A 21,834-nucleotide genomic window follows, 5' to 3' on the forward strand; every position below is an offset into this window, starting at 1 on the left:
TTCATGCAACGCCTTTGCCGTTCTTTTTGGGGCAATCCTGTGACAGAACTTTCACAATCCACTTCGCGCGCCGGTTCGATGGGGCGCACGGAATTCATTGCGCTGGCCGCAATGCTGATGGCGCTGAATGCGCTGGCCATCGACATCATGCTGCCCGGTCTTCAGGAAATCGGCGCCTCGCTGGGCGTCGAGAATGAAAACCACCGCCAATACGTCATTTCCACCTATCTCCTTGGCTTCGGCATCGCCCAGCTTCTCTACGGGCCGATTTCGGACCGTTTCGGCCGTCGCAAGCCGATGCTCGTCGGGCTGGCCATCTACATCGTTTCAGCCCTCGCCGTTGTCTTCGTCCCGTCATTCTCCGGCCTGCTGTTCCTGCGCTTCATTCAGGGCATCGGTTCGGCGGCGACACGCGTCATCACCATCTCGATCGTGCGTGATATCTATGGCGGCCGGCAGATGGCGGAAGTCATGTCGCTGATCATGATGGTCTTCATGGTCGTTCCGGTCATCGCGCCCGGCACCGGCCAGATCGTGCTCTTTTTCGGCAACTGGCACCTGATCTTCGCCTTCATGGCCGGCATTGCCGCCGTGGTGACGGCCTGGATGTATTTCCGCCTGCCGGAAACCCTGCATCCTGATGATATCAGGCCCTTCACCGCCCGCTCGGTGCTTGGCGGCTTCAAGATCGTGCTCACCGATCGTATCGCGCTCTGTTATACGCTTTCCAGCACCTTCATCTTCGGGGCGCTGTTCGGCTTCATCAATTCGGCTGAACAGGTCTATAAGGGCATTTATCAGCTGGGCGCGTGGTTCGCGGCGGCCTTTGCGGGCGTGGCACTGTTCATGGCCTTCTCATCCTTCATCAATGCCAAGCTGGTGGGACGGTTCGGCATGCGCAAACTGTCGCACGGATCGCTGCTCGGCTTCATCGCCATCACTTTCGTGTGGCTGGTGGTGCAGGTGCTGGGGCCGGAACCGATGCCCTTTACCATCTTCATCGTGTTCTTCGCGCTCGCCATGTTCCAGTTCGGCTGGATCGGCTCGAACTTCAACTCGCTCGCGATGGAGCCGCTCGGCCATGTCGCCGGCACCGCCTCCTCCGTCATCGGCTTCATGGGAACCGTCGGCGGCTCGCTGATCGGCGCCGCCATCGGCCAGGCTTTTGACGGCACGGCGCTGCCAATGGTGGCCGGCTTCTTCATCGTCTCCATCATCGGCCTGATCTTCGTGCTGATCGGCGAAAAGGGCGTGCTCTTTCAGGCCCACAACAAGCCAACACGGTAAATTCAGGCAGACAAAAAGAAAGGGCGCGGAATTCTGTTCCGCGCCCTTTTTATTGAAAACAGCCGTTGTTCGATTAAACAGTGAAAATCTTCTCGCGCAGCAACTCCCACGTCTGCTGATCCGGCGCCAGCAGCAAGCCACCATCCACATGGCGCGGCAGGTAGGGCGAACCGTCGAGACGGGCGGCATAGGCACCCGATTCCTGCGAGATCAGCGTGCCGGCCAGATGGTCCCAGGGCATCAGCTTGTTATACATCAGGAAATGCATATGCCCGCCGCAGAACAGGCGGTATTCGTGTGCGGCGCAGCGATAGCTGGTGAACAGCCGCACATCCGCAAGGTTCATCAAAATCTTGCGCCGGGTCTCCACGTCGAAATAGCCGGTATTGGCGATGCCCACCATCTGCGACAGTTCCGGCGCCGGCACGACCGACATCTGCGTCTGCGCGCCATCGGCACTGCAAAGCCACGCGCCAGAGCCTTTTTCCGCAATCGCCCAGTCATTGCCCATCGGATCGAAGATCAGGCCGGCAACGGTCTCGCCCTTGGAGATGACGCTCATCATCACACCGAAGAGCGGCAGGCCGGAGGCGAAATTATAGGTGCCGTCGATGGGATCGACCACCACGGCAAGATCGGCATCGGCAAGCTTGCCGAGCAGCGAGGCATCGGCCGCAACAGCTTCTTCGCCGATGAACAGCACCTGCGGCATGATCTCCTGTACCCGCGCACGGATCAGCCGCTCCGCAGCTTCGTCAGCCTCGGTTACGAGGTCGATCGCCTCGCTCTTTATCCTGATATCGCCCTCGCCCAGATTGCGGAACCTCGGCAGTATTTCCACTGCCGCCGCCTCCTGAAGCGCATTGGCAAGAGAGGCGATGTCGAGTTCGATGGCCATGGGCAATATCCTTCTATCTGAGCGTCAATCTTATAAGGCGACGATTTCCCGTCGCAGCATCTTCCAGCTCTCCCTGTCGGGAGCGGACAGGATGCCTCCAGTCGTCTGGCCGGGCCGGTAAGGCGTATTGTCGAAACGGGCCGTGTAACCACCGGCCTCTTGATGAACGAGAACACCGGCGAGGTGATCCCAGGGCATCAACTTTTCATGGCCGATGAAATGCAGCTTGCCGGCCGAGGCAAGCCAATATTCATGTGCCGAACAATTGATGGAAAGCGCCATCTTGATCTTGGCCATATTGGCGGCGATTACCGGACGGCGGTCCTCATGGCTGTGGCCCCAGGAAAAAATGCCGACCATTTCGGACAATGGCACGGGATCGGCGACCTTGAGCTTTGCCTGCGAACCGTTCTTGCGGTGGAGATAGGCCCCCTCACCTTTCAGCGCGATAATGGTATCGCCCATGACAGGATCGTGGATGATGCCCGCCATCGTTTCACCCTTGATGGTAACCGCGAGCAATGTGCCAAAAGCGGGAAAGCCGGAAGCATAATTGAACGTGCCGTCGATCGGATCGATCACGAAGGCAAGCGGCGCATCGGCAAGCGCTGGAATGACTGAAGGGTCCGCCTCATAGGTCTCTTCGCCGACGATATGGGCCTTCGGAAACCGCTCAAGCAGCGCGGCGGTGATCGCCTTTTCCGCCAGAACGTCTGCCTCGGTGACGAGATCGACGGCGGAGGTCTTTTCGGAGATGGCGCCGGCGCTCAGGTTTCGGAAGCGGGGCATGATTTCCTGCCGGCCGGCAGCGGCAACGGTGGAAACGAGGAATTCGATATCTTTGTCGGAAAGGCTCATGGCGCGGGGCACTTCTTCATCAGGGAGGGCTGGCCTCCCTACGCTCTTCAGGTGACGCGCCAGTGACAGCAAGCGCCGAAAAATCAAAAAGCCTGGGATCAAGCAGATGCGATGGGTTCACATGCGCAAGCGCCCGCAACATCACGTCCTTGCGGCCCGGCATGCGCCTTTCGATATCGGCCAGCATCTCTTTCATGGCATTGCGCTGAAGCCCGTCCTGCGAACCGCAGAGGTCGCAGGGAATGATCGGGAATTCCATCGCCGCCGCAAATTTCGCCATATCGTCTTCGGCGCAATAGACAAGCGGGCGCATAACCATGAGGTCGCCCTCATCATTCAAAAGCTTCGCCGGCATGCCGGCCAGCCGGCCGCCATGGAAGAAGTTCATGAAAAAGGTCTCGAGAATATCCTCGCGGTGATGGCCGAGCAGCAGCGCGTCGCAGCCCTCCTCCCGCGCGATGCGGTAAAGATTGCCGCGCCTGAGCCGCGAACAGAGCGAACAGTAAGTGCCGCCCGAGGGCACCTTTTCCTTCACCACCGAATAGGTATCGCGATATTCGATACGATGGGCGACACCGATCTTCGCCAGATATTCCGGCAGCACATGTTTGGGAAAATTCGGCTGGCCCTGATCGAGATTGCAGGCGACCAGTTCCACCGGCAAAAGGCCGCGCCATTTGAGATCGAGCAGCAGCGCCAGAAGACCATAGCTGTCCTTGCCGCCGGAAAGGCCGACAAGCCAGCGCTTCTGGCCTTTCAACATGCCGAAATCTTCAAAGGCCTGGCGCACATTGCGCAGCAGCCGCTTGCGCAGCTTGTTGAACGAAACCGACCGCGGTGCATTGTCGAATAGCGGATGCGAGCTGCCGTTTTCCTCGGACGCGTCCTGATCCGCCCCGATCTGGGTTACCCCGGCCTGATCTACAAAGTCATCGATCCTGGTGAGAATGTTCATCATCCGCTCGCTCCGGCACAACCGCCGTTCTTAGTGCAGGCAATGCCCCCATCCGCCGGCAATATCAAGCCCCGAATACCGACCAGCCGGTTTTCGTCGCCAGCAATTCCAGCGCCTGTGACCCGAGCGCCGAGTTACCCACCTTGTTGAGACCCGGCGACCAGACCGCAATCGATGCATTGCCGGGCGCCACCGCCATGATGCCGCCGCCGACGCCGCTCTTGCCCGGCAGGCCGACATGATAGGCGAAATCGCCCGATCCGTCATAATGGCCACAGGTCAGCATCAGCGCACTGATACGCCGCGCCCGGCGGTCGGAGACGACCGTGTGGCCGGTCAGCGGATTACGGCCGCGATTGGCGAGGAAGAGGCCAGCACGGGATAGCTGCGCGCACGTCATCGACAGCGCGCACTGATGGAAATAAACGCCGAGCGTATGTTCCACGGGATGATGCAGATTGCCGAAGGAACGCATGAAATTGGCAAGCGCAAAATTGCGGAAACCCGTCGCCTGCTCGGATTTCGCCACCGTATCGTCAATGCTGATCGTGTCATCGTCAGCGAGATAACGCACGAAGCGCAGAAGCTCGCCAATCGCCTCACGCGGCTGGTGGCCGGAAAGAACGATATCGGTCACCACGATTGCGCCGGCATTCACGAAGGGATTGCGCGGGATGCCGTGCTCATGTTCCAGCTGGACGATGGAGTTGAAGGAAGAGCCTGAAGGTTCGCGCCCCACCCGGTTCCACACCGTCTCGCCGGCCTTGCCGAGCGCCAGCGTCAGCATGAAGACCTTAGAGATACTCTGGATCGAAAACGGTACAAGCGCATTGCCGGCCGTATAGGTGGTTCCATCGACGGTGGTGATGGCGATGCCGAACTGGTTGGGATCGACCTTGGCAAGTTCGGGAATGTAATCCGCAACCTTCCCCTCGCCCAGTCTTGGCAGCATGCTGTCATAGATGGAATCGACGATCGCCTGAATATCCTGCATGCAAAGCCTTCCCCAGCAAACAAAAAAGCCGCCCCGAGGGGCGGCTTTCTCAATACTGAAACGCGTCGATTAACGCGAGTAGAATTCGACGACCAGATGCGGTTCCATGACGACCGGGTACGGAACGTCGGAGAGCGACGGAACGCGGGCGTAGGTCGCAACCATCTTGTTGTGATCAACTTCGATGTAGTCAGGAACGTCACGCTCTGCGAGCTGAACGGCTTCGAGAACCGTCACCAGCTGCTTGGACTTCTGACGAACTTCGATAACGTCGCCGGCCTTGCAACGGTAGGAACCGATGTTGACGCGAACGCCGTTAACCGTGACGTGGCCATGGTTGATGAACTGGCGCGAAGCGAAAACGGTCGGAACGAACTTGGCGCGGTAGACGATGGCGTCCAGACGCGACTCGAGCAGGCCGATCAGGTTCTCGGAAGTGTCACCCTTGCGACGGTTTGCTTCGTCGAAAGTGGCGCGGAACTGCTTTTCGCGCAGTTCGCCGTAATAGCCCTTGAGCTTCTGCTTGGCGCGCAGCTGCGTGCCGAAGTCGCTCATCTTGCCCTTGCGGCGCTGGCCGTGCTGGCCCGGGCCGTATTCGCGGCGGTTAACCGGGGACTTCGGACGACCCCAGATGTTTTCGCCCATGCGGCGGTCGATTTTGTACTTAGCCGATTCGCGCTTGCTCATCGTATTTCCTTCTCAAAAGGTTATGCCGGTCTGTTGCCAAACCGGTTTAAGGAAACACGCCCTCCTCTGAAGCCCGTTTCAGGGCCTCTGACAGGCTTCTCACATGCAAATGGAGAAACCACGGGACATGTCGGTGATATTGACCGCCGAACGTCAGCCTTTAAACTGCAAGGCAGTCAACAAAACACACCGGACATTACTGCCCGGCGTTGGGGCGGCTTCTATAGTCGTTTTATAAAATTGTCAAACAGCGTCTGCCGATTTTTTTCTTGGACCTGCCCTTGAAAACATCGAGCGGCCACCCATTTACCCATCGTGATCAGAACTCGGGCCCCTCTGACGTGTTACCGGACAACACGTGATGTCGAGTTTCTTTAGGTTGGGGCCCACGTATATTCTTGACACACGTTCCCCATCCGCAAAGCCAACCTCGTCCGGCCAAAGGTTGACTGATGGAGTTCCTCCTCAACGATTTTCTCGGCACCCCCACATGGATGTGGGCGGTCTTCATTTCTCTCGTCCTTGGCCTCTTGGCGCTGGATCTCGGCGTGCTGCACAAGAATTCCAAGGAAATCGGCATTCGTGAAAGCCTGCTGATGTCGGGCTTCTACATCGCCATCGGTTTGGCCTTCGGCGGCTGGATCTGGTATCAGTCCGGCCAGCAGTCGGCGATGGAATATGTCACCGGCTTCGTGGTCGAAAAAAGCCTGGCGATGGACAATATCTTCATCATCGCCATGATCTTCTCCTATTTCGCCATTCCCCGCCAATATCAGCACCGCGTGCTGCTCTGGGGTATCCTCGGCGTCATCATCCTGCGCGGCATCATGATCGCCGGCGGTGCGGCCATCGTCGAAAACTTCCACTGGGTACTGTATCTCTTTGCGGCCTTCCTCGTCTTCACCGGCCTCAAGATGCTGTTTTCGTCCGACCATGACGAGAACGATATCGGCAACAACCGCATCCTGAAATTCCTGCGCAGTCGCCTGCCGGTAACGGAAAAGCTGCATGGCGAGAAATTCTTTGTAAAAGAGACGGATGCCACCACAGGCAAGCTGAAGACCTTTGTGACACCGCTCTTCCTGGCGCTCATCATGGTCGAAATCGCCGACCTGATCTTCGCCGTCGATTCGATCCCGGCAATCTTCGCGATCACCACCGATCCGTTTATCGTCTACACCTCGAACATCTTCGCGATCCTCGGCCTGCGCGCGCTCTATTTCGCACTCGCCGCCCTGATCCACCGCTTCGCTTATCTGAAATATGCGCTGGCTGCGGTTCTGGTCTTTGTCGGTTCGAAAATCTTCGTGGCGGATATGCTCGGCATCGCCAAGATCCCGCCGGCCGTCTCGCTCGGCGTCACGGTCGCCATCCTTGCAACCGGCATCATCGGTTCGCTGATTGCCACGCGGAAAGAAGTGAAGGCCATCGAGTAAGGCCTCTAACGGCAAGCGGCAGGGAAACCTGCCGCAACCTCACTCAGCCGCCAGCTTTGCATCATCCTCAGCCGCATCCGCATCGCCGGGTGCGGTTTTTGCATCGAGATCGGGGAAGGCTACGATGCGCTTGCCAGAGAAATCGGCATGCACGACCACAAGCTCCTTCTCCTCGAAATAACCGAGCAGCCGGCGGGCACGGCGGGCGGAATGGGTGCCATAGGCGCGGGCGATGCGGGCATCCGACGGGCAAGGCTCTTCACCAAGTGCGGCCTTGACCAGCAGCAGGAAAACGCCCTGCAGATCGTCGGAAACCGACATCGACAATTCCAGCGCCTTTTCCCAACCTTCACTTGCCGCCATCGCCGCATCCACGCCGGAACGGGCGATCGCCACCTGCCGGCGGAATTCGGGAAGCGTCATCGGCGTGCCGGGAATGCGGCGCATACGGGCACGCACCAGAAAATCCTGATAAAGCACGGCATCCGTGCGATAGGCCGATTGCGGATCGTCGAGAATTTCGACGAGAACCGCTCCGATCTTTTCCTCGCGCTCTTCAGCCGTCAGTTCCGGCTGACCTGCACGCGGCGACTGCTCCTGTGACGGGCCAACGGCAGCTGGCGTGGAGCGGGAAAGCTCGGCCAGAATATCGGTCGTCGGGCGCGGCGCCGGCGGCGTACGGCGCATAGCGGGCCGTGTAAACTCCTCCGGGTCGGGCGTGAAGATCAGGTCTTCCACATCTGGTAGTGCGCCCGGCAGCGGCATCAGCTTCGGTGAAGACGAGCGCGCCGAGGTTTCCACCGCACCGATGACGATGGGCAACGGGCGGCGCGACAGCGCCGGGCCGAGCGCCACGAAATTGCCGCGCTGGAGATCGCGGAACATTTCCGCCTGCCGCCGCTCCATGCCGAGCAGATCGGCCGCACGCGCCATGTCGATATCGAGGAAAGTACGCCCCATCAGGAAGTTCGAGGCTTCCGCCGCCACGTTCTTGGCAAGCTTTGCAAGACGCTGCGTGGCGATGACGCCCGCAAGCCCGCGTTTACGCCCACGGCACATCAGATTGGTCATGGCGCCCAGCGACGCCTTGCGCGCATCTTCCGTTACCTCGCCGGCGACGGAGGGCGCGAACATCTGCGCCTCATCCACGACCACCAGCACCGGATACCAGAATTCGCGATCCGCATCGAACAGGCCGTTCAAAAAGGCGGCAGCGGCCCGCATCTGCTGCTCGACATCAAGGCCTTCCAACGTCAGCACACAGGACACGCGGTGCTGGCGAATGCGGTTGGCAATGCCGGCAAGTTCGGCTTCCGTACGCTCGCCATCCACCACCACATGGCCGAACTTGTCGGAAAGTGTGACGAAATCACCTTCGGGATCGATGATGACCTGCTGCACCCATTGCGCCGATTGTTCTAGCAGCCGGCGCAGCAGATGCGACTTGCCGGAACCGGAATTGCCCTGCACCAGCAAACGCGTCGCAAGCAATTCCTCGATATCGAGCTTGGCCTGCTGCCCGCTCGATAGGGTTCCCATGTCGATACCGACCTGCAATGTTCCATTCCCTGTGCTGCATCTCATCCGACCGATTCACCTAGGCGCGGCCGAACATGCTCTTTACCAAAAAATCGCCGGTTGCGTCTGCCCCGTGCCGATAATGCACAGGCAATTCAGTCTCCGGCCTATACGGGCCGCGCCCAGAAGCGCGAAATGCCGATACGTCGGCCAAAGACGTTGAGCGCCAGCCCCAGAATGACCAGCGCCGCACCGATGATTTCGAAGACGGTGATATGTTCGGCGAAAGCCAGATAGGCGCTGATGAACCCCACAATCGGCACCAGCAGCGAAAACGGCGCCACCGTTCCGGCGGGATAGCGAAGAAGCAGATAACTCCAGATGCCCGCGCCGACAATGGTCGCACCATAGGCCATGTAGATCACCACGAAAGCCATCATCGGCGTCGCATTGGCCACCCCTTCTGCAATCGCTTCCGGCCCTTCCACCACGAGCGAGAGCAGGATCAGCGGCAGAACGGGCACAAGGCTGGTCCAGGCAATGAAAGACACCGCGTTGACCTGCCCGATGCGGCGATTGACGATGTTACCGCAGGCCCACGCGATCGCGGAACCCACGCCCATCAGAAGCGGCACCAGCGCTGCCGCCGTCAAGCGCTCCACGCCGATGACCGCCAGCCCGCCAAAAGCGATGAATGCGCCTAGTATCTGCGAAGGCAACGGCCGTTCCCCTAGAAATACCACGGCAAGGGCGAGTGTGAAGAACGCCTGCGACTGCATGACCAGCGATGCAAGCCCGGCCGGCAGCCCGAGCTTGATGGCAGGGTAAAGCAGGCCGAACTGCACGAAGCCCATGGCCATGCCATAAACGATCATATGCCGCCACGGCACATTGGGTTTCGGCAGAAAGAAGATAAGAGGCACAGCCGCTACGAGATAACGCACCCCTGTCAGAAACAAAGGCGGCATGTCGGCGACGCCGACCTTGATGACAACGAAATTGAAGCCCCACAAAAACACGGTGATCAGGGCGAGAAGTATGTGCGGCAATGCCATTTTGTTGTGTCCGGGTATTTGGCCGTGAAAGAAACCCTTACGGCGCAACCGCCCTCTTCCAGCCAAAGGCAATGAGACCGGCGCCGATCAGGAGACCGCCACCCGTGCGGTTGACGATGCGCTGAACCTTCGGCTTGCGGATCGTGTTGCGGGCGGCACTTGCCAGAAGTCCATAAAGCGCCGCATTCACGGTGGCAAGCACCAGGAACGTCACCTCGAAAATCAGCACCTGCGGCCAGAAGGGCAATGTCGGCACCAGAAACTGCGGCAGGAAGGCCACGAAGAACACGATGCTTTTGGGGTTCAGAGCCGTCACGATATAGGCATGCAGGAAAATTTTGAGCGGGCGTTCACGGCCGGTCACGCCCGTGCCTTCCGCCGCTCCAACCGGCGAACGCCAGAGCTTGATGCCAAGATAGATAAGATAGGCCGCCCCGATCCATTTCAGGCCGGTGAAAAGTGCAGCCGATGTGGCCAGCAGCGCTCCAAGTCCCAGCATTGAGGCCGTCATGGCAGTGAAATCACCCAGCGCCACGCCCGTCACAGTCGCCGTGCTCGCCTTGCGGCCGTGGCCCAGTGCATAAGAAATCACCAGCAGGATCGTCGGTCCTGGAATGGCGAGCATGATGGCGGATGCGGCCACGAAGGCCAGCCAGTTCTCCAGCGGCATGATTGAGTCTCCCTTGTCCAATTTGCCGAGCAAGCCACCAAAACCGGGATGCATCAAGCGCAATCTTCGAAGATCACGCCGCCCTGTCATCCAGCGGCCGAACGGGCGGCTGCTCGTAAAGATACGGCCTCCCCGGATTTTCTTCGCCGGAGAGGCCATCATCATCAAAACCGCGGCGCCCATGGCACGGACTGGTCCCGCCGCCGCTTCACCTTCGACGGCTCAAGGCCGATATCGACCAGCAGGCGTTCCGGTAGGTCGGCAGGATCGGTCGGCGGCGCGCGTGGCACCATGGCCGCGACGACCACTGCTTTCAGGGTTTTCCAGACGCCGAATGTGACGAACAGACGGTCCACCGCATCCGGCAGCGCATATGCTACCAATGGTTGATCATTTTGCATGAGAAATCCATCCCGGCGCTGCAAGGCGGCCAGGTCCTTTATCGATGGAAAACGACATGCCGAAACGACGGGCGCAGCACTCATGCCACGCGGACGCGCAAATCACATGTCGGACGAAGTGAAAATGCCAAAAGGCAGGGGAATCAGGCCATAAGCCTTATCGGAGGGAGATGCCTCGCATCACATAACCGCCGATAATCACGCCAAAGAGGCCCGACATACCGTTAAGGCGCATATTCATGTCATTGGTCATTCCACGCCTCCATTTAGTGCGGTTATAGACAAGATACATCTTACACAGGAAAACCAGCGCGACAAGAGGTCGCAATCTCGAATTGCAAAAGACGGGTAGCGGCGGTGCAAAAATACAACAGGCGCTCAGGCAGCGGAAACGCTGAGACCGAAACCTTGCATCAGCCGCCGCGTGGCGAAATCCGGCTTGCCAGAAGTGAAGACCGCAAAGTCGAAACCGTCAGGATGTTCCGCATCCTGTGGCAGCGGCACCAGATGGCGGGCACGCCGGGCAATCGCCTCGGCGGGATCAAGCCAGTCCACCGGCCATGGCGCCAGCCGGCGAAACACATTGGCCATGAAGGGATAGTGGGTGCAGGCAAGCACGATGATATCGGTGCGCTTGCCGTCGCTGTCGATGAAGCAGGGTTCGATTTCCGCCAGCACCGCCGCGTCGGACACCGGCTCACCCCTGATCCAGCTTTCCGCCATGCGTGCCAGATTTTCCGAGCCGACCAAACGCACATGGCACTGGGTGGCAAAGGACTGGATGAGATCGCGCGTATAGGCCCGCTTGACGGTGCCGGGCGTTGCCAGCACGGAGACGAGGCCGGAACGGGTCCGCTCCGCCGCCGGTTTGATGGCGGGAACGGTGCCAACGAAGGTCATCTGCGGAAAACGGGCGCGAAGATCGGCACCCGCGAGCGTGAAGGCGGTGTTGCAGGCGATGATGCAGACTTCCGGACTGTATTCCTGCAGCAGCTTCTCGAAGAGAGAAAGAATACGCGTCTTCAGCGCCTCTTCTTCCCAGCCACCATAGGGAAAACCCGCATCATCGGCCACATAGATGAAACCGCGTTCGGGCATCAGCACCCGCGCCTCGCGCAGAACCGTCAGCCCGCCAATGCCGGAATCAAACACCAGCACCGGTTTCAGCACATCGGCCGCCGCCTCACTCGTCTTCAGCATTCTCCACATTTCCCTCTGCCGTTTCCGCCTTGGCGACCTCTTTCGGCCAGCGCCGGGGAAAGCGGTCGAGCGATTTGATCACGCCGCGGAAAACGCTGACTTCCTGCTCGGTAAATCCACGCCGCGACAGCACTGCGCGCAAATTGTCGACCATTTTCGGCTTTTTTTCGGGCGGATGGAAATAACCGCGCGCATCGAGCGCTTCCTCGATATGGTCGAACAGGCCAAAAACCTGTTCCTTGGTCGAAGGCCGCTGCTCGATAGGCTGGAAAAGCGTCTCGTCCAGATCGTCCATGCCTGACTTCATCCACTCATAGGACATCAAAAGCACGGCCTGCGCGATGTTGAGCGAGGCAAAGGCGGGATTGACCGGAAATGTCACGATTTCGTCGGCCAGCGCCACTTCCTCATTGGTCAGCCCCCAGCGCTCGCGTCCGAAAAGGATGCCGGACTTTTCCCCAGCCCTGAATTTCGCTCTTAGCGTCTCGGCTGCGGTGACGGGCGCGCGCACCGGTTTGAAACCGTAACGCTCCCGCGCGGTGGTGGCATAGACGAAATTGAGGTCCTTGACTGCCTCTTCCAGCGTATCGAACACCTTCGTTGCATCGATGACATGATCGGCCTTGGAAGCGGCGGCGCGCGCCTTCTCGCTCGGCCAGCCGTCACGCGGATTGACCAGACGCAACTCGGCCAGGCCGAAATTGGCCATCGCCCGCGCCACCATGCCGATATTTTCGCCGAGCTGCGGTTCGACCAGAATGATCGCCGGGCCTTCCGCCAGAAGTTCAAGCTCGCTGTTTGTGCCTGCCATCGTCGTTTGTCCGTGTTTGAAGCGCGGGCATCGATTTTTGAACCGATGCCCTAAAGCGCGCCTCACTGGCACAGATCAGCGCGAAAATCAAAGCCGGAGGGGTATAAAGGCCGCCCTCACTCCCCCTTGATGATATTCGCCATCTCTTCGCGCAGCGAATCCCTGCCCTCGTCGCCCACCCGGTGAATGTCGCTGATGACAGGCCGGCCGTCTTCTTCGGTGACGTCGAAATGCACCTCGTCGACGGTCGCCTTTATCTCCGCCTCGTCCATGCAGGCCCAGAGCTTGAATTTCGCCGTCACATCCGTCACGCCATCCTTCACCGCACCCGGGGTCACCAAGACTTCCTGTAACGGGCAACCATCCTGGGAGTTGGTCACGACGTCATAACCGAAAGGATCACCCTTCTCCCCGCTTTCGGCTTCGTAAGCAGGCTTCTTGGATGCTTCGCGATATTGGGCAACGAAGTCCTTGCTGAAGAGGCTGGTCAGCATGTCCTCATCGAAAATATACTTCCAGTTTTCCGCATCGCCGGACCAGTTCTTGACGGTGATGTCCATCACCTTCTGGACGGGATCGGCAGGCCCGGCCGCAAGGGCGCTGTGGGAAAAGAGGACGGCGGCAGTCAGAAGCAGAATTTTCCGCATGATGTGATCCCGGGATAGGCCCGATGGCGGGCGAAGCGATTCGCCTGACTGTATTCCGGCATTGTGGTTTGGCAATGCGCAAAGCGTTATTGCGCTGCGCCAAAAAAGCGCCCCCCATGGCTTTGCCTCACGCGCTCGCGATGCTATAGCCCGACCGGATATTTTTCCGGATACCGGCGTCCTCAGGCGCCACAGCTTCGAAGGTGAGGAATTCATGGCAAAGATCAAGGTAGCCAATCCGGTCGTCGATCTCGACGGCGACGAAATGACCCGTATCATCTGGCAGCTGATCAAGGACAAGCTGATCCTGCCTTACCTCGATCTTGATATCGAATATTACGACCTCTCGGTTGAAAACCGCGATGCCACCAACGACCAGGTGACCGTCGATGCGGCACACGCCATCAAGAAGCACGGCGTCGGCATCAAGTGCGCCACCATCACCCCGGATGAGCAGCGCGTCGAGGAATTCGGCCTGAAGCAGATGTGGAAGAGCCCGAACGGCACGATCCGCAACATTCTGGGCGGCGTCATCTTCCGCGAGCCGATCATCTGCAAGAACGTTCCGCGCCTCGTTCCCGGCTGGACCAAGCCGATCGTCGTCGGCCGTCACGCCTTTGGCGACCAGTACAAGGCAACCGATTTCAAGTTCCCCGGCAAGGGCAAGCTGACCATCAAGTTCGTAGGTGAAGACGGCCAGGTCATCGAAAAGGACGTCTTCGACGCCCCGAGCGCCGGCGTGGCTCTTGCCATGTACAACCTCGATGAATCCATCCGCGAATTCGCCCGCGCCTCGATGAACTATGGCCTGATGCGCAAGTGGCCGGTTTACCTCTCCACGAAGAACACCATCCTCAAGGCCTATGACGGTCGCTTCAAGGATATCTTCGAAGAAGTCTACCAGTCCGAGTTCAAGAAGCAGTTTGACGAGATCGGCATCACCTATGAGCACCGCCTGATCGACGACATGGTCGCTTCCGCGCTGAAGTGGTCCGGCGGCTACATCTGGGCCTGCAAGAACTATGACGGCGACGTTCAGTCCGACACGGTTGCGCAGGGCTTCGGCTCGCTCGGCCTGATGACCTCGGTTCTTCTGTCGCCGGATGGCCGCACGGTCGAAGCTGAAGCTGCGCATGGCACGGTGACGCGCCACTACCGCCAGCACCAGAAGGGTCAGGAAACCTCGACCAACTCGATCGCCTCGATCTTCGCCTGGACCCGTGGCCTCGCCCACCGCGCCAAGCTGGACGACAATGCGGAACTCGCAAAGTTCGCGACGACGCTCGAGACCGTCTGCGTCGATACCGTCGAAAGCGGCTTCATGACCAAGGACCTCGCGCTCCTCATCGGACCGGACCAGCCCTGGCTCTCCACCACCGCCTTCCTCGACAAGATCGACGAGAACCTGAAGAAGGCGATGGCGGCTTAAGCCTGCTTTTCCCCGAGACCTCAAAACCCGGCCTCAGCGCCGGGTTTTTTCATTCACGCCGTAAAGGCGAAACGTGAGCGTCGCTGCGCGGGCCGATCGAGCTATCATTTCGGCTTCCGCCGGAAGGTCGATAGCACCGGTGGCGCGCCTGATCTGCAAATCACCTACCAAAAGCGACAACCAGACCTCTGCGGGCTCTGCCGATACCGGGACGCCTATGGCGCCGCGTTGCTCCAAAGCTTGAAAATAGACGGCAAGCTTCGGCATGACATGGCCACGGCCTTTTGCCGCCAGAAATTTTCCAAGCGCAGTTTCAACGCCGGCTTCCGCCGCCGCCACCCTGTTGAGCAGCATCGCCCGCTCTCCGAGCAGCACCGACAAGAGATCGGCCCCAAAACGCGAGAGCTCACTGACACCATCGTCCGCCTCCGCCGATGGCAACACCAGCTTTGCGGCATTCTCGGCAACCATGGCTTCATAAAGGCCGGCCTTGCCCCCGAACCAGCCGTAGAGCGTCTCCTTGGAGGATCTGCTCACCTTTGCCAGCGCCTGCATCGAAAACGCGGCATAACCGTCCTGGGCAAGCATGGCAAAGGCGTGCTCGATAATCTCACGCCGACGTATTTCTCTGCTCTCGCTTCGCATCCACGCTCCCTTGACAAAAACCGTACATGTACGTACGGAATATCCGTACGATAGCGTACGGATATTCGATGGAGATTTTCATGTCCAGTTCATTTCTAAATGACATGACAACAAGGCACTTTCCCGCACTGGAAATGGCAAGAGAACCGGCGTGCCTCGTCTTGCGCCTGTTCGCGCCATTGACCCTTGGCATCATGGCCGGGTTTTTCTTCGCCTTCAGCAATCCCGTCATGATGGCTTTCCAGCAACTGGAAGCGGATATATTCATTCAGGCGTTCAACGGCATCAATATCAGCGTCCGCAACGGCGTTTTCTTTGCGGCCTTCTTTGCTCCGCTCGCAGTTCTTCTCGGCGCAGCGCTTGTCGACCGCGACAGCCGGCTGCTGTGGCTGTCGGCTTTGGTCATCTATGTCGCCGTCGTGATCCAGACCCGCATGGTCAATGTTCCCATCAACGAGTTCTTCAAGACGGTTTCAACCGAAATGCCAAGCGACTGGCAGGAGCTACGTGACCGCTGGGCGCTCTCCAACCTCGTCCGCACCCTGCTCACCACCATCGCCTTCTTTCTCGCCCTGCTCGCCTCCACGAAAAAGGGCGAAAGACGCGCGGCCGCCTGATCCCGCGACCGTGGCTGCACCCTCCTCCACGCGCTTTAGCAGAAAGGGCGATCAGAACCTGACGGACGACATGAAATATCCTGGAAACAAAAACCCGGCCGCAACGCCGGGTTTTCTTTTTTTGTTCACAGTATCTTGATTAGAGGTTGCACTAGGCGCAGACTTCGATTCCGCACGGTGCCGCGGCCAGCACAACAATAAGACAAAGCTGAAACAGCATCTACTTACACATAACTTGCCCGGCACAGTCAAAATTTCACCGGAGCATCGGCGCAAACTTGAGGAATGCGAAAATGATGCTGCGGACTATAAAAAAGCACCGCGCCAACACGAAATCCACACCCGTTTTCCCGTGATGCTGCGGCGATTTTGCTTGGGAAGGCAAAAACATGAGTGAATTGATATTTTATACCAATCCCATGTCGCGCGGACGCATCGCGCGGTGGATGCTCGAGGAAGTGGGCGTTCCCTATAAAACGGAAATACTGGGTTTCGAGACCTCGATGAAATCGCCCGCCTACCGGCTCATAAACCCGATGGCGAAGGTGCCGGCGATCAAACACGGCGATACCATCGTCACCGAGGCGGCGGCGATCTGCGCCTATCTGGCCGATGCCTTTCCCGGCGCGAACCTTGCGCCCACACCGAAGGCGCGCGGGCTCTATTACCGCTGGATGTTCTTCGCCGCAGGCCCTCTGGAAATGGCGGCGAGCATGAAGGCGATGGGTTTCGAAGTGCCCAAGGAGAGACTGCGCATGGCCGGCTGCGGCAGCTATGCGGATGTGATGAATACGCTCGAACGGGCCGTCAGTGAAAACCGTTTCATCGCCGGTGATCTCTTCACCGCCGCGGACGTCTATGTCGGCTCCCATGTCGGCTGGGGGCTACACTTCGGCACGATAGAAAAGAGACCAGCCTTTCTCGACTACATGGCGCATCTGACCGACCGCCCGGCCTTCAAGCGGGCCGCCCAGCTCGACGAAGAGGCGGCAAAGGATCTGCAGGCGACGGGATAAGACGGCCGATCGTTTCACCGTCAATGAAACGATAGCCCGGCCGAAATCGTCTATCCGATCGATCGTCACGGCGGGCTATTCAGCGGACTGACCGAGCGGCTCTCCGACCTCTATCGCATGTCCGTCCGGATCGTAAAAACGGAACACCCTCTGCCCCCAGGCCTGCCGCTCGAGAGGATGGATAAGCTCGACATGCGGAGCGATGTTTTGAAAAACCGCATCGACATCCGCATGTTCGAAATAAAGCAGCATATTTCGTCTGCCATAGGGTTCTTCCGCGCCCGATGATTTCCCCCAGACGGTCTCCACAAGCGACCGTCCCTCATGGATTGCAAAGCCAGTTTCAAAGAGGACGAAGTTTCCGAAATCCTCGACTATCTTCAGGCCGAGCCTGTCACGATAAAACGCCTTTGACCGATCGATGTCGCGCACGAAAGGGATGGGATTTACAAAACGCATCGCTTCCCTCCGTAGTTCTTTGGTGGCCCAAGGCCGAAACAAAAAAAGGCGGGGTAAAACCCCGCCCTCTTCAACTCTTCCGGATCAGGCCGCCAGTGCTGCGGCCACCGCTTCGATGGCCTCCTGTGCCTTCGCGCCATCCGGGCCGCCGGCTTGCGCCATGTCAGGCCGACCGCCGCCGCCCTTGCCGCCCAATGCAGCGGAAGCGGTGCGGACGATGTCCACGGCGCTGAAACGGGCCGTCAGATCTTCGGTCACGGCCGCAACGGCGCTTGCCTTGCCGTCTTCAGAGACAGCGATCAGCAGCACGACGCCGGAGCCGAGATTGGCCTTGGCTTCATCAGCAAGACCCTTCAGGTCCTTGGCATCGATGCCGGACATGGATTTCGCCAGAAAATTGACGCCGGCAACCTGCTTGACGTCGCTCGCGCCAGCATCCGACGAACCACCACCCATGGCGAGCTTCCTGCGGGCATCGGCAAGTTCGCGCTCCAGCTTCTTGCGCTCGTCGAGCAGGCCTTCGACACGCGATAGCACGTCGCCCGGCTGAACCTTCAGCGACGAGGCGAGCGCCTTCACCCGCTCATCCTGTTCGGAGAGATAGGCCAGCGCGCCTTGGCCGGTTACGGCTTCGAGGCGGCGCACGCCAGCACCGACGGCGCTTTCGCCGAGAATGCGGATGAGACCGATCTGGCCGGTGGCGCCCACATGCGTGCCGCCGCAAAGTTCGACGGAATAGGGACGGTTGGCTTTTGCGCCATGCAGGCCGGTGCCCATGGAGACAACACGAACCTCATCGCCGTATTTTTCGCCGAACAGCGCCATGGCGCCTTCGGCAATGGCGTCATCGACGCTCATCAGACGGGTGACGACGGGCGAGTTCTGCAACACGATTTCGTTGGCCATCTCTTCGACAACCTTCAGCTCCTCGGCCGACATCGGCTTCGGATGCGAAACGTCGAAGCGCAGGCGCTCGGGCGCAACCAGCGAACCCTTCTGGGCAACGTGAGTACCGAGCACTTCGCGCAGCGCCTCATGCAGCAGGTGGGTTGCGGAGTGGTTCGCACGCAGACGGGACCGCCTGTCGTGATCGACCGTCAGCTGAACGGCATCGCCCACTTTCAGGCCGCCCTTGGAGACAGTGCCCAAGTGCACGAAGAGGCCTTCACCCCTCTTCTGGGTATCGGAAACGGCAAACGCGCCGTTGTCGCCGGAGATCACACCGGTATCGCCCATCTGGCCGCCCGACTCGCCGTAGAACGGCGTCTGGTTGACGACGAGCTGCACGGTCTCACCATCGGCAGCGCTATCGACAGCCTTGCCGTCCTTGACGATCGCCTGGATGACGCCTTCGGCGGTTTCCGTATCATAACCAAGGAATTCGGTCGCGCCGAGCTTTTCCTTGAGCTCGAACCAGACAGTTTCGGTCGCCTTGTCACCGGAGCCGGCCCAATGCGAGCGGGCTTCCGCCTTCTGGCGTTCCATGGCATCGGTGAAGCCGGAAATATCGACGCCGATTTCGCGGGCGCGCAGCGCATCCTGCGTCAGGTCGAGCGGGAAACCATAGGTATCGTAAAGCTTGAAGGCGGTTTCGCCATCCAGCATGTCGCCCTTGTACAGCGTCGAGGTGGCGTCTGATAGCAGCGACAGGCCGCGTTCCAGCGTCTTGCGGAAACGGGTTTCCTCAAGCTTCAGCGTTTCGGAAATCAGCGCCTCAGCGCGGACCAGTTCCGGATAGGCGCGGCCCATCTGCTGGATGAGCGCCGGCAACAGCTTGTAGATCAGCGGCTCGCGCGCGCCGAGAAGCTCGGCATGGCGCATAGCGCGGCGCATGATACGGCGCAGAACGTAGCCACGGCCTTCGTTAGACGGCAGCACGCCATCGGCAATCAGGAACGCGGACGAACGCAGATGGTCCGCGATGACACGGTGGCTGCCGCGCTTTTCGCCTTCGGCCGGAACGCCAGTCGCCTCGACGGAAGCAGCAATCAGCGCCCGGAAAAGGTCCGTATCGTAATTGTCATGCTTGCCCTGCAGCAACGCCGAAATGCGCTCCAGACCCATGCCGGTGTCGATCGACGGGCGCGGCAGGTCGATGCGTTCTTCCTTCGTCAACTGCTCATATTGCATGAAGACGAGGTTCCAGATTTCGATGAAACGATCGCCATCCTCTTCCGGCGAACCGGGCGGACCACCCCAGATATGATCGCCATGGTCATAGAAGATTTCCGAACAGGGACCGCAGGGACCGGTATCGCCCATCGCCCAGAAATTGTCGCTGGTCGGAATGCGGATGATGCGGTCGTCGGAGAAACCGGCGATCTTCTTCCAGAGATTAAAGGCCTCGTCATCGGTGTGATAGACGGTCACCAGCAGACGATTGCGGTCGATGCCGAATTCCTTGGTGATCAGGTTCCAGGCATGGGTGATCGCCTCTTCCTTGAAGTAATCGCCGAAGGAGAAATTGCCGAGCATTTCAAAGAAGGTATGGTGGCGGGCGGTATAACCGACATTGTCGAGGTCGTTATGCTTGCCGCCGGCGCGCACGCATTTCTGCGCCGAAGCGGCCGTGGAATAGGGACGGCTTTCAAGACCGGTGAAGACGTTCTTGAACTGAACCATGCCGGCATTGGTGAACATCAGTGTCGGATCGTTGCGCGGCACCAGCGGGCTGGAGGGCACGATCTCGTGTCCGTTCTTCTTGAAGTAGTCGAGAAAGGTCGACCGAATTTCATTCACACCGCTCATGCCCACACACCGCTCACAGCTGGAGTCCATCACCGCCATCCTGAGGGATGGCTATATTGCAAAATCAATGGCTTTTATCGTCCGCATCCTGCCCTGTCCAGCCATGGAGGCGAAGCAAGACATATAGGCAAGGGAAAAAGGGCCGCGCGAAGAAAAATCGCACGACCCTTTTGATCCATACCAGTTCGACGAAGTCTCCGGGCGGCGATGCCCGGACTTCGCGGATGTATCAGCCCTCGTCGCTGCCGTCGTCACCTTCGCCGGCGTCCGGGCCACCATTCTGCAGGAAGCGGTCGGCGATCAGACCGGCGTTCTGGCGCAGCGCCAGTTCGATCTCGTTGGCCGTATCCGGATTGTCGCGCAGAAAGGTCTTGGCGTTCTCACGCCCCTGCCCCAGACGCTGGCTGTTATAGGAGAACCAGGCGCCGGATTTCTCGACGATACCGGCCTTGACGCCGAGATCGACCAGCTCGCCGGTCTTGGAAACACCTTCGCCATACATGATGTCGAATTCCACCTGCTTGAATGGCGGCGCCATCTTGTTCTTGACGACCTTAACGCGCGTCTGGTTGCCGACAACCTCTTCGCGCTCCTTGACGGCGCCGATACGGCGGATGTCGAGGCGAACGGAGGCGTAGAACTTCAGCGCGTTACCGCCCGTCGTCGTTTCCGGCGAACCGAACATGACGCCGATCTTCATGCGGATCTGGTTGATGAAGATCACCATGCACTTCGACTTGGAGATCGACGCGGTCAGCTTGCGCAGCGCCTGGCTCATCAGACGGGCCTGGAGACCCGGCAGGCTGTCGCCCATTTCGCCTTCAATTTCCGCCCGCGGCGTCAGCGCCGCAACGGAGTCGACCACGAGCACGTCCACCGCGCCGGAACGCACCAGCGTATCGGTAATCTCAAGCGCCTGCTCGCCCGTATCCGGCTGCGAAATCAGCAGGCCCTGCAAATCCACGCCGAGCTTGCGGGCATAGACCGGATCGAGCGCATGTTCGGCGTCCACGAAGGCGCAGATGCCGCCCTTTTTCTGGGCTTCCGCAATCGTCTGCAGCGCCAGCGTCGTCTTACCAGAGCTTTCCGGGCCGTAAATCTCAACGATACGCCCCTTCGGCAGACCACCGATACCGAGCGCGATATCCAGGCTGAGCGAACCCGTCGAAACGGTTTCAACTTCAACCACATTTTCGTTGGAACCGAGCTTCATGATCGATCCCTTGCCGAACGACCGTTCGATCTGGGAGAGCGCCGCTTCCAGTGCCTTGCTTTTATCCACCGATTTATCCTCTACGAGACGCAAAGAATTTTGTGCCATCCGAACCACCTTTAGGTTATTGAAGCCGCACAGGCAATGAAGCAGTATGGAAACGGTATGTACCCTATTTGTTCTCATTTCGCAAGGCTGAGCCAGCATATTGAAAACAAATAGCGATAAGTAGTTTGTTCTGCTTTCGTTTTTCCGTGCGCGGCCCATCGCCGCAAACCGGATGCGAGGTC

General features: G+C 59.3%; 21 protein-coding genes. 5 read left to right on the plus strand and 16 right to left on the minus strand.

All coding sequences use genetic code 11. The features are described 5' to 3' along the window. Positions 1–78 precede the first annotated feature (78 nt). Positions 79–1,287, plus strand: a complete 1,209-nt coding sequence (locus CFBP5499_RS08490) for a multidrug effflux MFS transporter (protein ID WP_080827288.1) — start codon at positions 79–81, stop codon at positions 1,285–1,287. Positions 1,288–1,360: 73 nt separating this feature from the next. Here CFBP5499_RS08490 and CFBP5499_RS08495 read toward each other — a convergent pair whose 3' ends face one another. From CFBP5499_RS08495 to rpsD, 5 genes are all read right to left on the minus strand, one after another. Beyond that, positions 1,361–2,185 (minus strand): inositol monophosphatase family protein, encoded by an 825-nt coding sequence (locus CFBP5499_RS08495; protein ID WP_080824846.1) that lies wholly within the window; start codon positions 2,183–2,185, stop codon positions 1,361–1,363. Between the two features lie 30 nt (positions 2,186–2,215). Continuing rightward, positions 2,216–3,043, minus strand: coding sequence for an inositol monophosphatase family protein (locus CFBP5499_RS08500; RefSeq protein ID WP_080824845.1), 828 nt, complete (start codon positions 3,041–3,043; stop codon positions 2,216–2,218). A gap of 19 nt (positions 3,044–3,062) precedes the next feature. After that, positions 3,063–3,998 carry a tRNA 2-thiocytidine(32) synthetase TtcA gene (ttcA, locus tag CFBP5499_RS08505; protein ID WP_080827287.1) on the minus strand — a complete coding sequence of 312 codons (936 nt, stop codon included), beginning with the start codon at positions 3,996–3,998 and terminating at the stop codon, positions 3,063–3,065. A 64-nt stretch (positions 3,999–4,062) separates the two neighbouring features. Continuing rightward, positions 4,063–4,992 (minus strand): glutaminase, encoded by a 930-nt coding sequence (locus CFBP5499_RS08510; RefSeq protein WP_080824844.1) that lies wholly within the window; start codon positions 4,990–4,992, stop codon positions 4,063–4,065. 69 nt (positions 4,993–5,061) lie between these two features. Then, positions 5,062–5,679 (minus strand): 30S ribosomal protein S4, encoded by a 618-nt coding sequence (rpsD, locus tag CFBP5499_RS08515; protein WP_046798221.1) that lies wholly within the window; start codon positions 5,677–5,679, stop codon positions 5,062–5,064. Positions 5,680–6,131: 452 nt separating this feature from the next. On the opposite strand from rpsD, the gene CFBP5499_RS08520 reads away from it, so the two are divergent. Beyond that, positions 6,132–7,115 carry a TerC family protein gene (locus CFBP5499_RS08520; protein ID WP_080824843.1) on the plus strand — a complete coding sequence of 328 codons (984 nt, stop codon included), beginning with the start codon at positions 6,132–6,134 and terminating at the stop codon, positions 7,113–7,115. A gap of 39 nt (positions 7,116–7,154) precedes the next feature. On the opposite strand, the gene CFBP5499_RS08525 is transcribed toward CFBP5499_RS08520, so the two are convergent. From CFBP5499_RS08525 to CFBP5499_RS08560, 7 genes are all read right to left on the minus strand, one after another. After that, the gene (locus tag CFBP5499_RS08525) at positions 7,155–8,699 is read right to left on the minus strand and encodes an ATP-binding protein (protein ID WP_080824842.1); all 1,545 of its coding nucleotides are present in this window, start codon (positions 8,697–8,699) and stop codon (positions 7,155–7,157) included. A 101-nt stretch (positions 8,700–8,800) separates the two neighbouring features. Further along, positions 8,801–9,688: an EamA family transporter gene (locus CFBP5499_RS08530; protein ID WP_080827286.1), complete on the minus strand. Its 888-nt coding sequence runs from the start codon at positions 9,686–9,688 to the stop codon at positions 8,801–8,803. Positions 9,689–9,725: 37 nt separating this feature from the next. Beyond that, the gene (locus tag CFBP5499_RS08535; protein WP_080827285.1) at positions 9,726–10,358 is read right to left on the minus strand and encodes a LysE family translocator; all 633 of its coding nucleotides are present in this window, start codon (positions 10,356–10,358) and stop codon (positions 9,726–9,728) included. A 164-nt stretch (positions 10,359–10,522) separates the two neighbouring features. Further along, positions 10,523–10,759 carry a hypothetical protein gene (locus tag CFBP5499_RS08540; RefSeq protein WP_080824841.1) on the minus strand — a complete coding sequence of 79 codons (237 nt, stop codon included), beginning with the start codon at positions 10,757–10,759 and terminating at the stop codon, positions 10,523–10,525. Between the two features lie 378 nt (positions 10,760–11,137). Beyond that, positions 11,138–11,959, minus strand: coding sequence for a glutamate racemase (gene murI, locus CFBP5499_RS08550; RefSeq protein WP_080824840.1), 822 nt, complete (start codon positions 11,957–11,959; stop codon positions 11,138–11,140). Then, positions 11,943–12,770 carry an RNA methyltransferase gene (locus tag CFBP5499_RS08555; protein WP_080827284.1) on the minus strand — a complete coding sequence of 276 codons (828 nt, stop codon included), beginning with the start codon at positions 12,768–12,770 and terminating at the stop codon, positions 11,943–11,945. Before CFBP5499_RS08555 ends, murI begins: the two co-directional genes overlap by 17 nt. Before the next feature lie 116 nt (positions 12,771–12,886). After that, positions 12,887–13,417 (minus strand): hypothetical protein, encoded by a 531-nt coding sequence (locus tag CFBP5499_RS08560; protein WP_175416663.1) that lies wholly within the window; start codon positions 13,415–13,417, stop codon positions 12,887–12,889. Positions 13,418–13,631: 214 nt separating this feature from the next. On the opposite strand from CFBP5499_RS08560, the gene CFBP5499_RS08565 reads away from it, so the two are divergent. Further along, on the plus strand, positions 13,632–14,846 hold the full coding sequence (locus CFBP5499_RS08565; protein WP_080827282.1) for an NADP-dependent isocitrate dehydrogenase: 1,215 nt from the start codon (positions 13,632–13,634) through the stop codon (positions 14,844–14,846). A 33-nt stretch (positions 14,847–14,879) separates the two neighbouring features. Here the strand turns inward: CFBP5499_RS08565 and CFBP5499_RS08570 are convergent, their stop codons facing one another. Beyond that, positions 14,880–15,491 (minus strand): TetR/AcrR family transcriptional regulator, encoded by a 612-nt coding sequence (locus CFBP5499_RS08570; RefSeq protein WP_080824839.1) that lies wholly within the window; start codon positions 15,489–15,491, stop codon positions 14,880–14,882. Positions 15,492–15,571: 80 nt separating this feature from the next. Between CFBP5499_RS08570 and CFBP5499_RS08575 the strand changes: the two genes are divergently transcribed. Then, positions 15,572–16,108, plus strand: a complete 537-nt coding sequence (locus CFBP5499_RS08575; RefSeq protein WP_158523261.1) for an anthrone oxygenase family protein — start codon at positions 15,572–15,574, stop codon at positions 16,106–16,108. 389 nt (positions 16,109–16,497) lie between these two features. After that, positions 16,498–17,124: a glutathione S-transferase family protein gene (locus tag CFBP5499_RS08580; protein WP_080824837.1), complete on the plus strand. Its 627-nt coding sequence runs from the start codon at positions 16,498–16,500 to the stop codon at positions 17,122–17,124. A 75-nt stretch (positions 17,125–17,199) separates the two neighbouring features. Here CFBP5499_RS08580 and CFBP5499_RS08585 read toward each other — a convergent pair whose 3' ends face one another. From CFBP5499_RS08585 to recA, 3 genes are all read right to left on the minus strand, one after another. Further along, positions 17,200–17,583, minus strand: a complete 384-nt coding sequence (locus CFBP5499_RS08585; protein WP_080824836.1) for a VOC family protein — start codon at positions 17,581–17,583, stop codon at positions 17,200–17,202. Between the two features lie 84 nt (positions 17,584–17,667). Then, on the minus strand, positions 17,668–20,331 hold the full coding sequence (alaS, locus tag CFBP5499_RS08590; RefSeq protein WP_080824835.1) for an alanine--tRNA ligase: 2,664 nt from the start codon (positions 20,329–20,331) through the stop codon (positions 17,668–17,670). A gap of 229 nt (positions 20,332–20,560) precedes the next feature. After that, on the minus strand, positions 20,561–21,652 hold the full coding sequence (gene recA / locus CFBP5499_RS08595; RefSeq protein WP_080824834.1) for a recombinase RecA: 1,092 nt from the start codon (positions 21,650–21,652) through the stop codon (positions 20,561–20,563). Positions 21,653–21,834 lie beyond the last annotated feature (182 nt).

Source organism: Agrobacterium tumefaciens (genome assembly GCF_005221325.1).
Taxonomy (GTDB): domain Bacteria; phylum Pseudomonadota; class Alphaproteobacteria; order Rhizobiales; family Rhizobiaceae; genus Agrobacterium.

Excerpts from the sequence above, each read along its gene's own strand:
- CFBP5499_RS08490 (WP_080827288.1), top strand. The coding sequence starts at position 79 with ATGGGGCGCACGGAATTCATTGCGCTGGCCGCAATGCTGATGGCGCTG.
- CFBP5499_RS08495 (WP_080824846.1), bottom strand. The coding sequence starts at position 2,185 with ATGGCCATCGAACTCGACATCGCCTCTCTTGCCAATGCGCTTCAGGAG.
- CFBP5499_RS08500 (WP_080824845.1), bottom strand. The coding sequence starts at position 3,043 with ATGAGCCTTTCCGACAAAGATATCGAATTCCTCGTTTCCACCGTTGCC.
- ttcA (WP_080827287.1), bottom strand. The coding sequence starts at position 3,998 with ATGAACATTCTCACCAGGATCGATGACTTTGTAGATCAGGCCGGGGTA.
- CFBP5499_RS08510 (WP_080824844.1), bottom strand. The coding sequence starts at position 4,992 with ATGCAGGATATTCAGGCGATCGTCGATTCCATCTATGACAGCATGCTG.
- rpsD (WP_046798221.1), bottom strand. The coding sequence starts at position 5,679 with ATGAGCAAGCGCGAATCGGCTAAGTACAAAATCGACCGCCGCATGGGC.
- CFBP5499_RS08520 (WP_080824843.1), top strand. The coding sequence starts at position 6,132 with ATGGAGTTCCTCCTCAACGATTTTCTCGGCACCCCCACATGGATGTGG.
- CFBP5499_RS08525 (WP_080824842.1), bottom strand. The coding sequence starts at position 8,699 with ATGAGATGCAGCACAGGGAATGGAACATTGCAGGTCGGTATCGACATG.
- CFBP5499_RS08530 (WP_080827286.1), bottom strand. The coding sequence starts at position 9,688 with ATGGCATTGCCGCACATACTTCTCGCCCTGATCACCGTGTTTTTGTGG.
- CFBP5499_RS08535 (WP_080827285.1), bottom strand. The coding sequence starts at position 10,358 with ATGCCGCTGGAGAACTGGCTGGCCTTCGTGGCCGCATCCGCCATCATG.
- CFBP5499_RS08540 (WP_080824841.1), bottom strand. The coding sequence starts at position 10,759 with ATGCAAAATGATCAACCATTGGTAGCATATGCGCTGCCGGATGCGGTG.
- murI (WP_080824840.1), bottom strand. The coding sequence starts at position 11,959 with ATGCTGAAGACGAGTGAGGCGGCGGCCGATGTGCTGAAACCGGTGCTG.
- CFBP5499_RS08555 (WP_080827284.1), bottom strand. The coding sequence starts at position 12,770 with ATGGCAGGCACAAACAGCGAGCTTGAACTTCTGGCGGAAGGCCCGGCG.
- CFBP5499_RS08560 (WP_175416663.1), bottom strand. The coding sequence starts at position 13,417 with ATGCGGAAAATTCTGCTTCTGACTGCCGCCGTCCTCTTTTCCCACAGC.
- CFBP5499_RS08565 (WP_080827282.1), top strand. The coding sequence starts at position 13,632 with ATGGCAAAGATCAAGGTAGCCAATCCGGTCGTCGATCTCGACGGCGAC.
- CFBP5499_RS08570 (WP_080824839.1), bottom strand. The coding sequence starts at position 15,491 with ATGCGAAGCGAGAGCAGAGAAATACGTCGGCGTGAGATTATCGAGCAC.
- CFBP5499_RS08575 (WP_158523261.1), top strand. The coding sequence starts at position 15,572 with ATGTCCAGTTCATTTCTAAATGACATGACAACAAGGCACTTTCCCGCA.
- CFBP5499_RS08580 (WP_080824837.1), top strand. The coding sequence starts at position 16,498 with ATGAGTGAATTGATATTTTATACCAATCCCATGTCGCGCGGACGCATC.
- CFBP5499_RS08585 (WP_080824836.1), bottom strand. The coding sequence starts at position 17,583 with ATGCGTTTTGTAAATCCCATCCCTTTCGTGCGCGACATCGATCGGTCA.
- alaS (WP_080824835.1), bottom strand. The coding sequence starts at position 20,331 with ATGAGCGGTGTGAATGAAATTCGGTCGACCTTTCTCGACTACTTCAAG.
- recA (WP_080824834.1), bottom strand. The coding sequence starts at position 21,652 with ATGGCACAAAATTCTTTGCGTCTCGTAGAGGATAAATCGGTGGATAAA.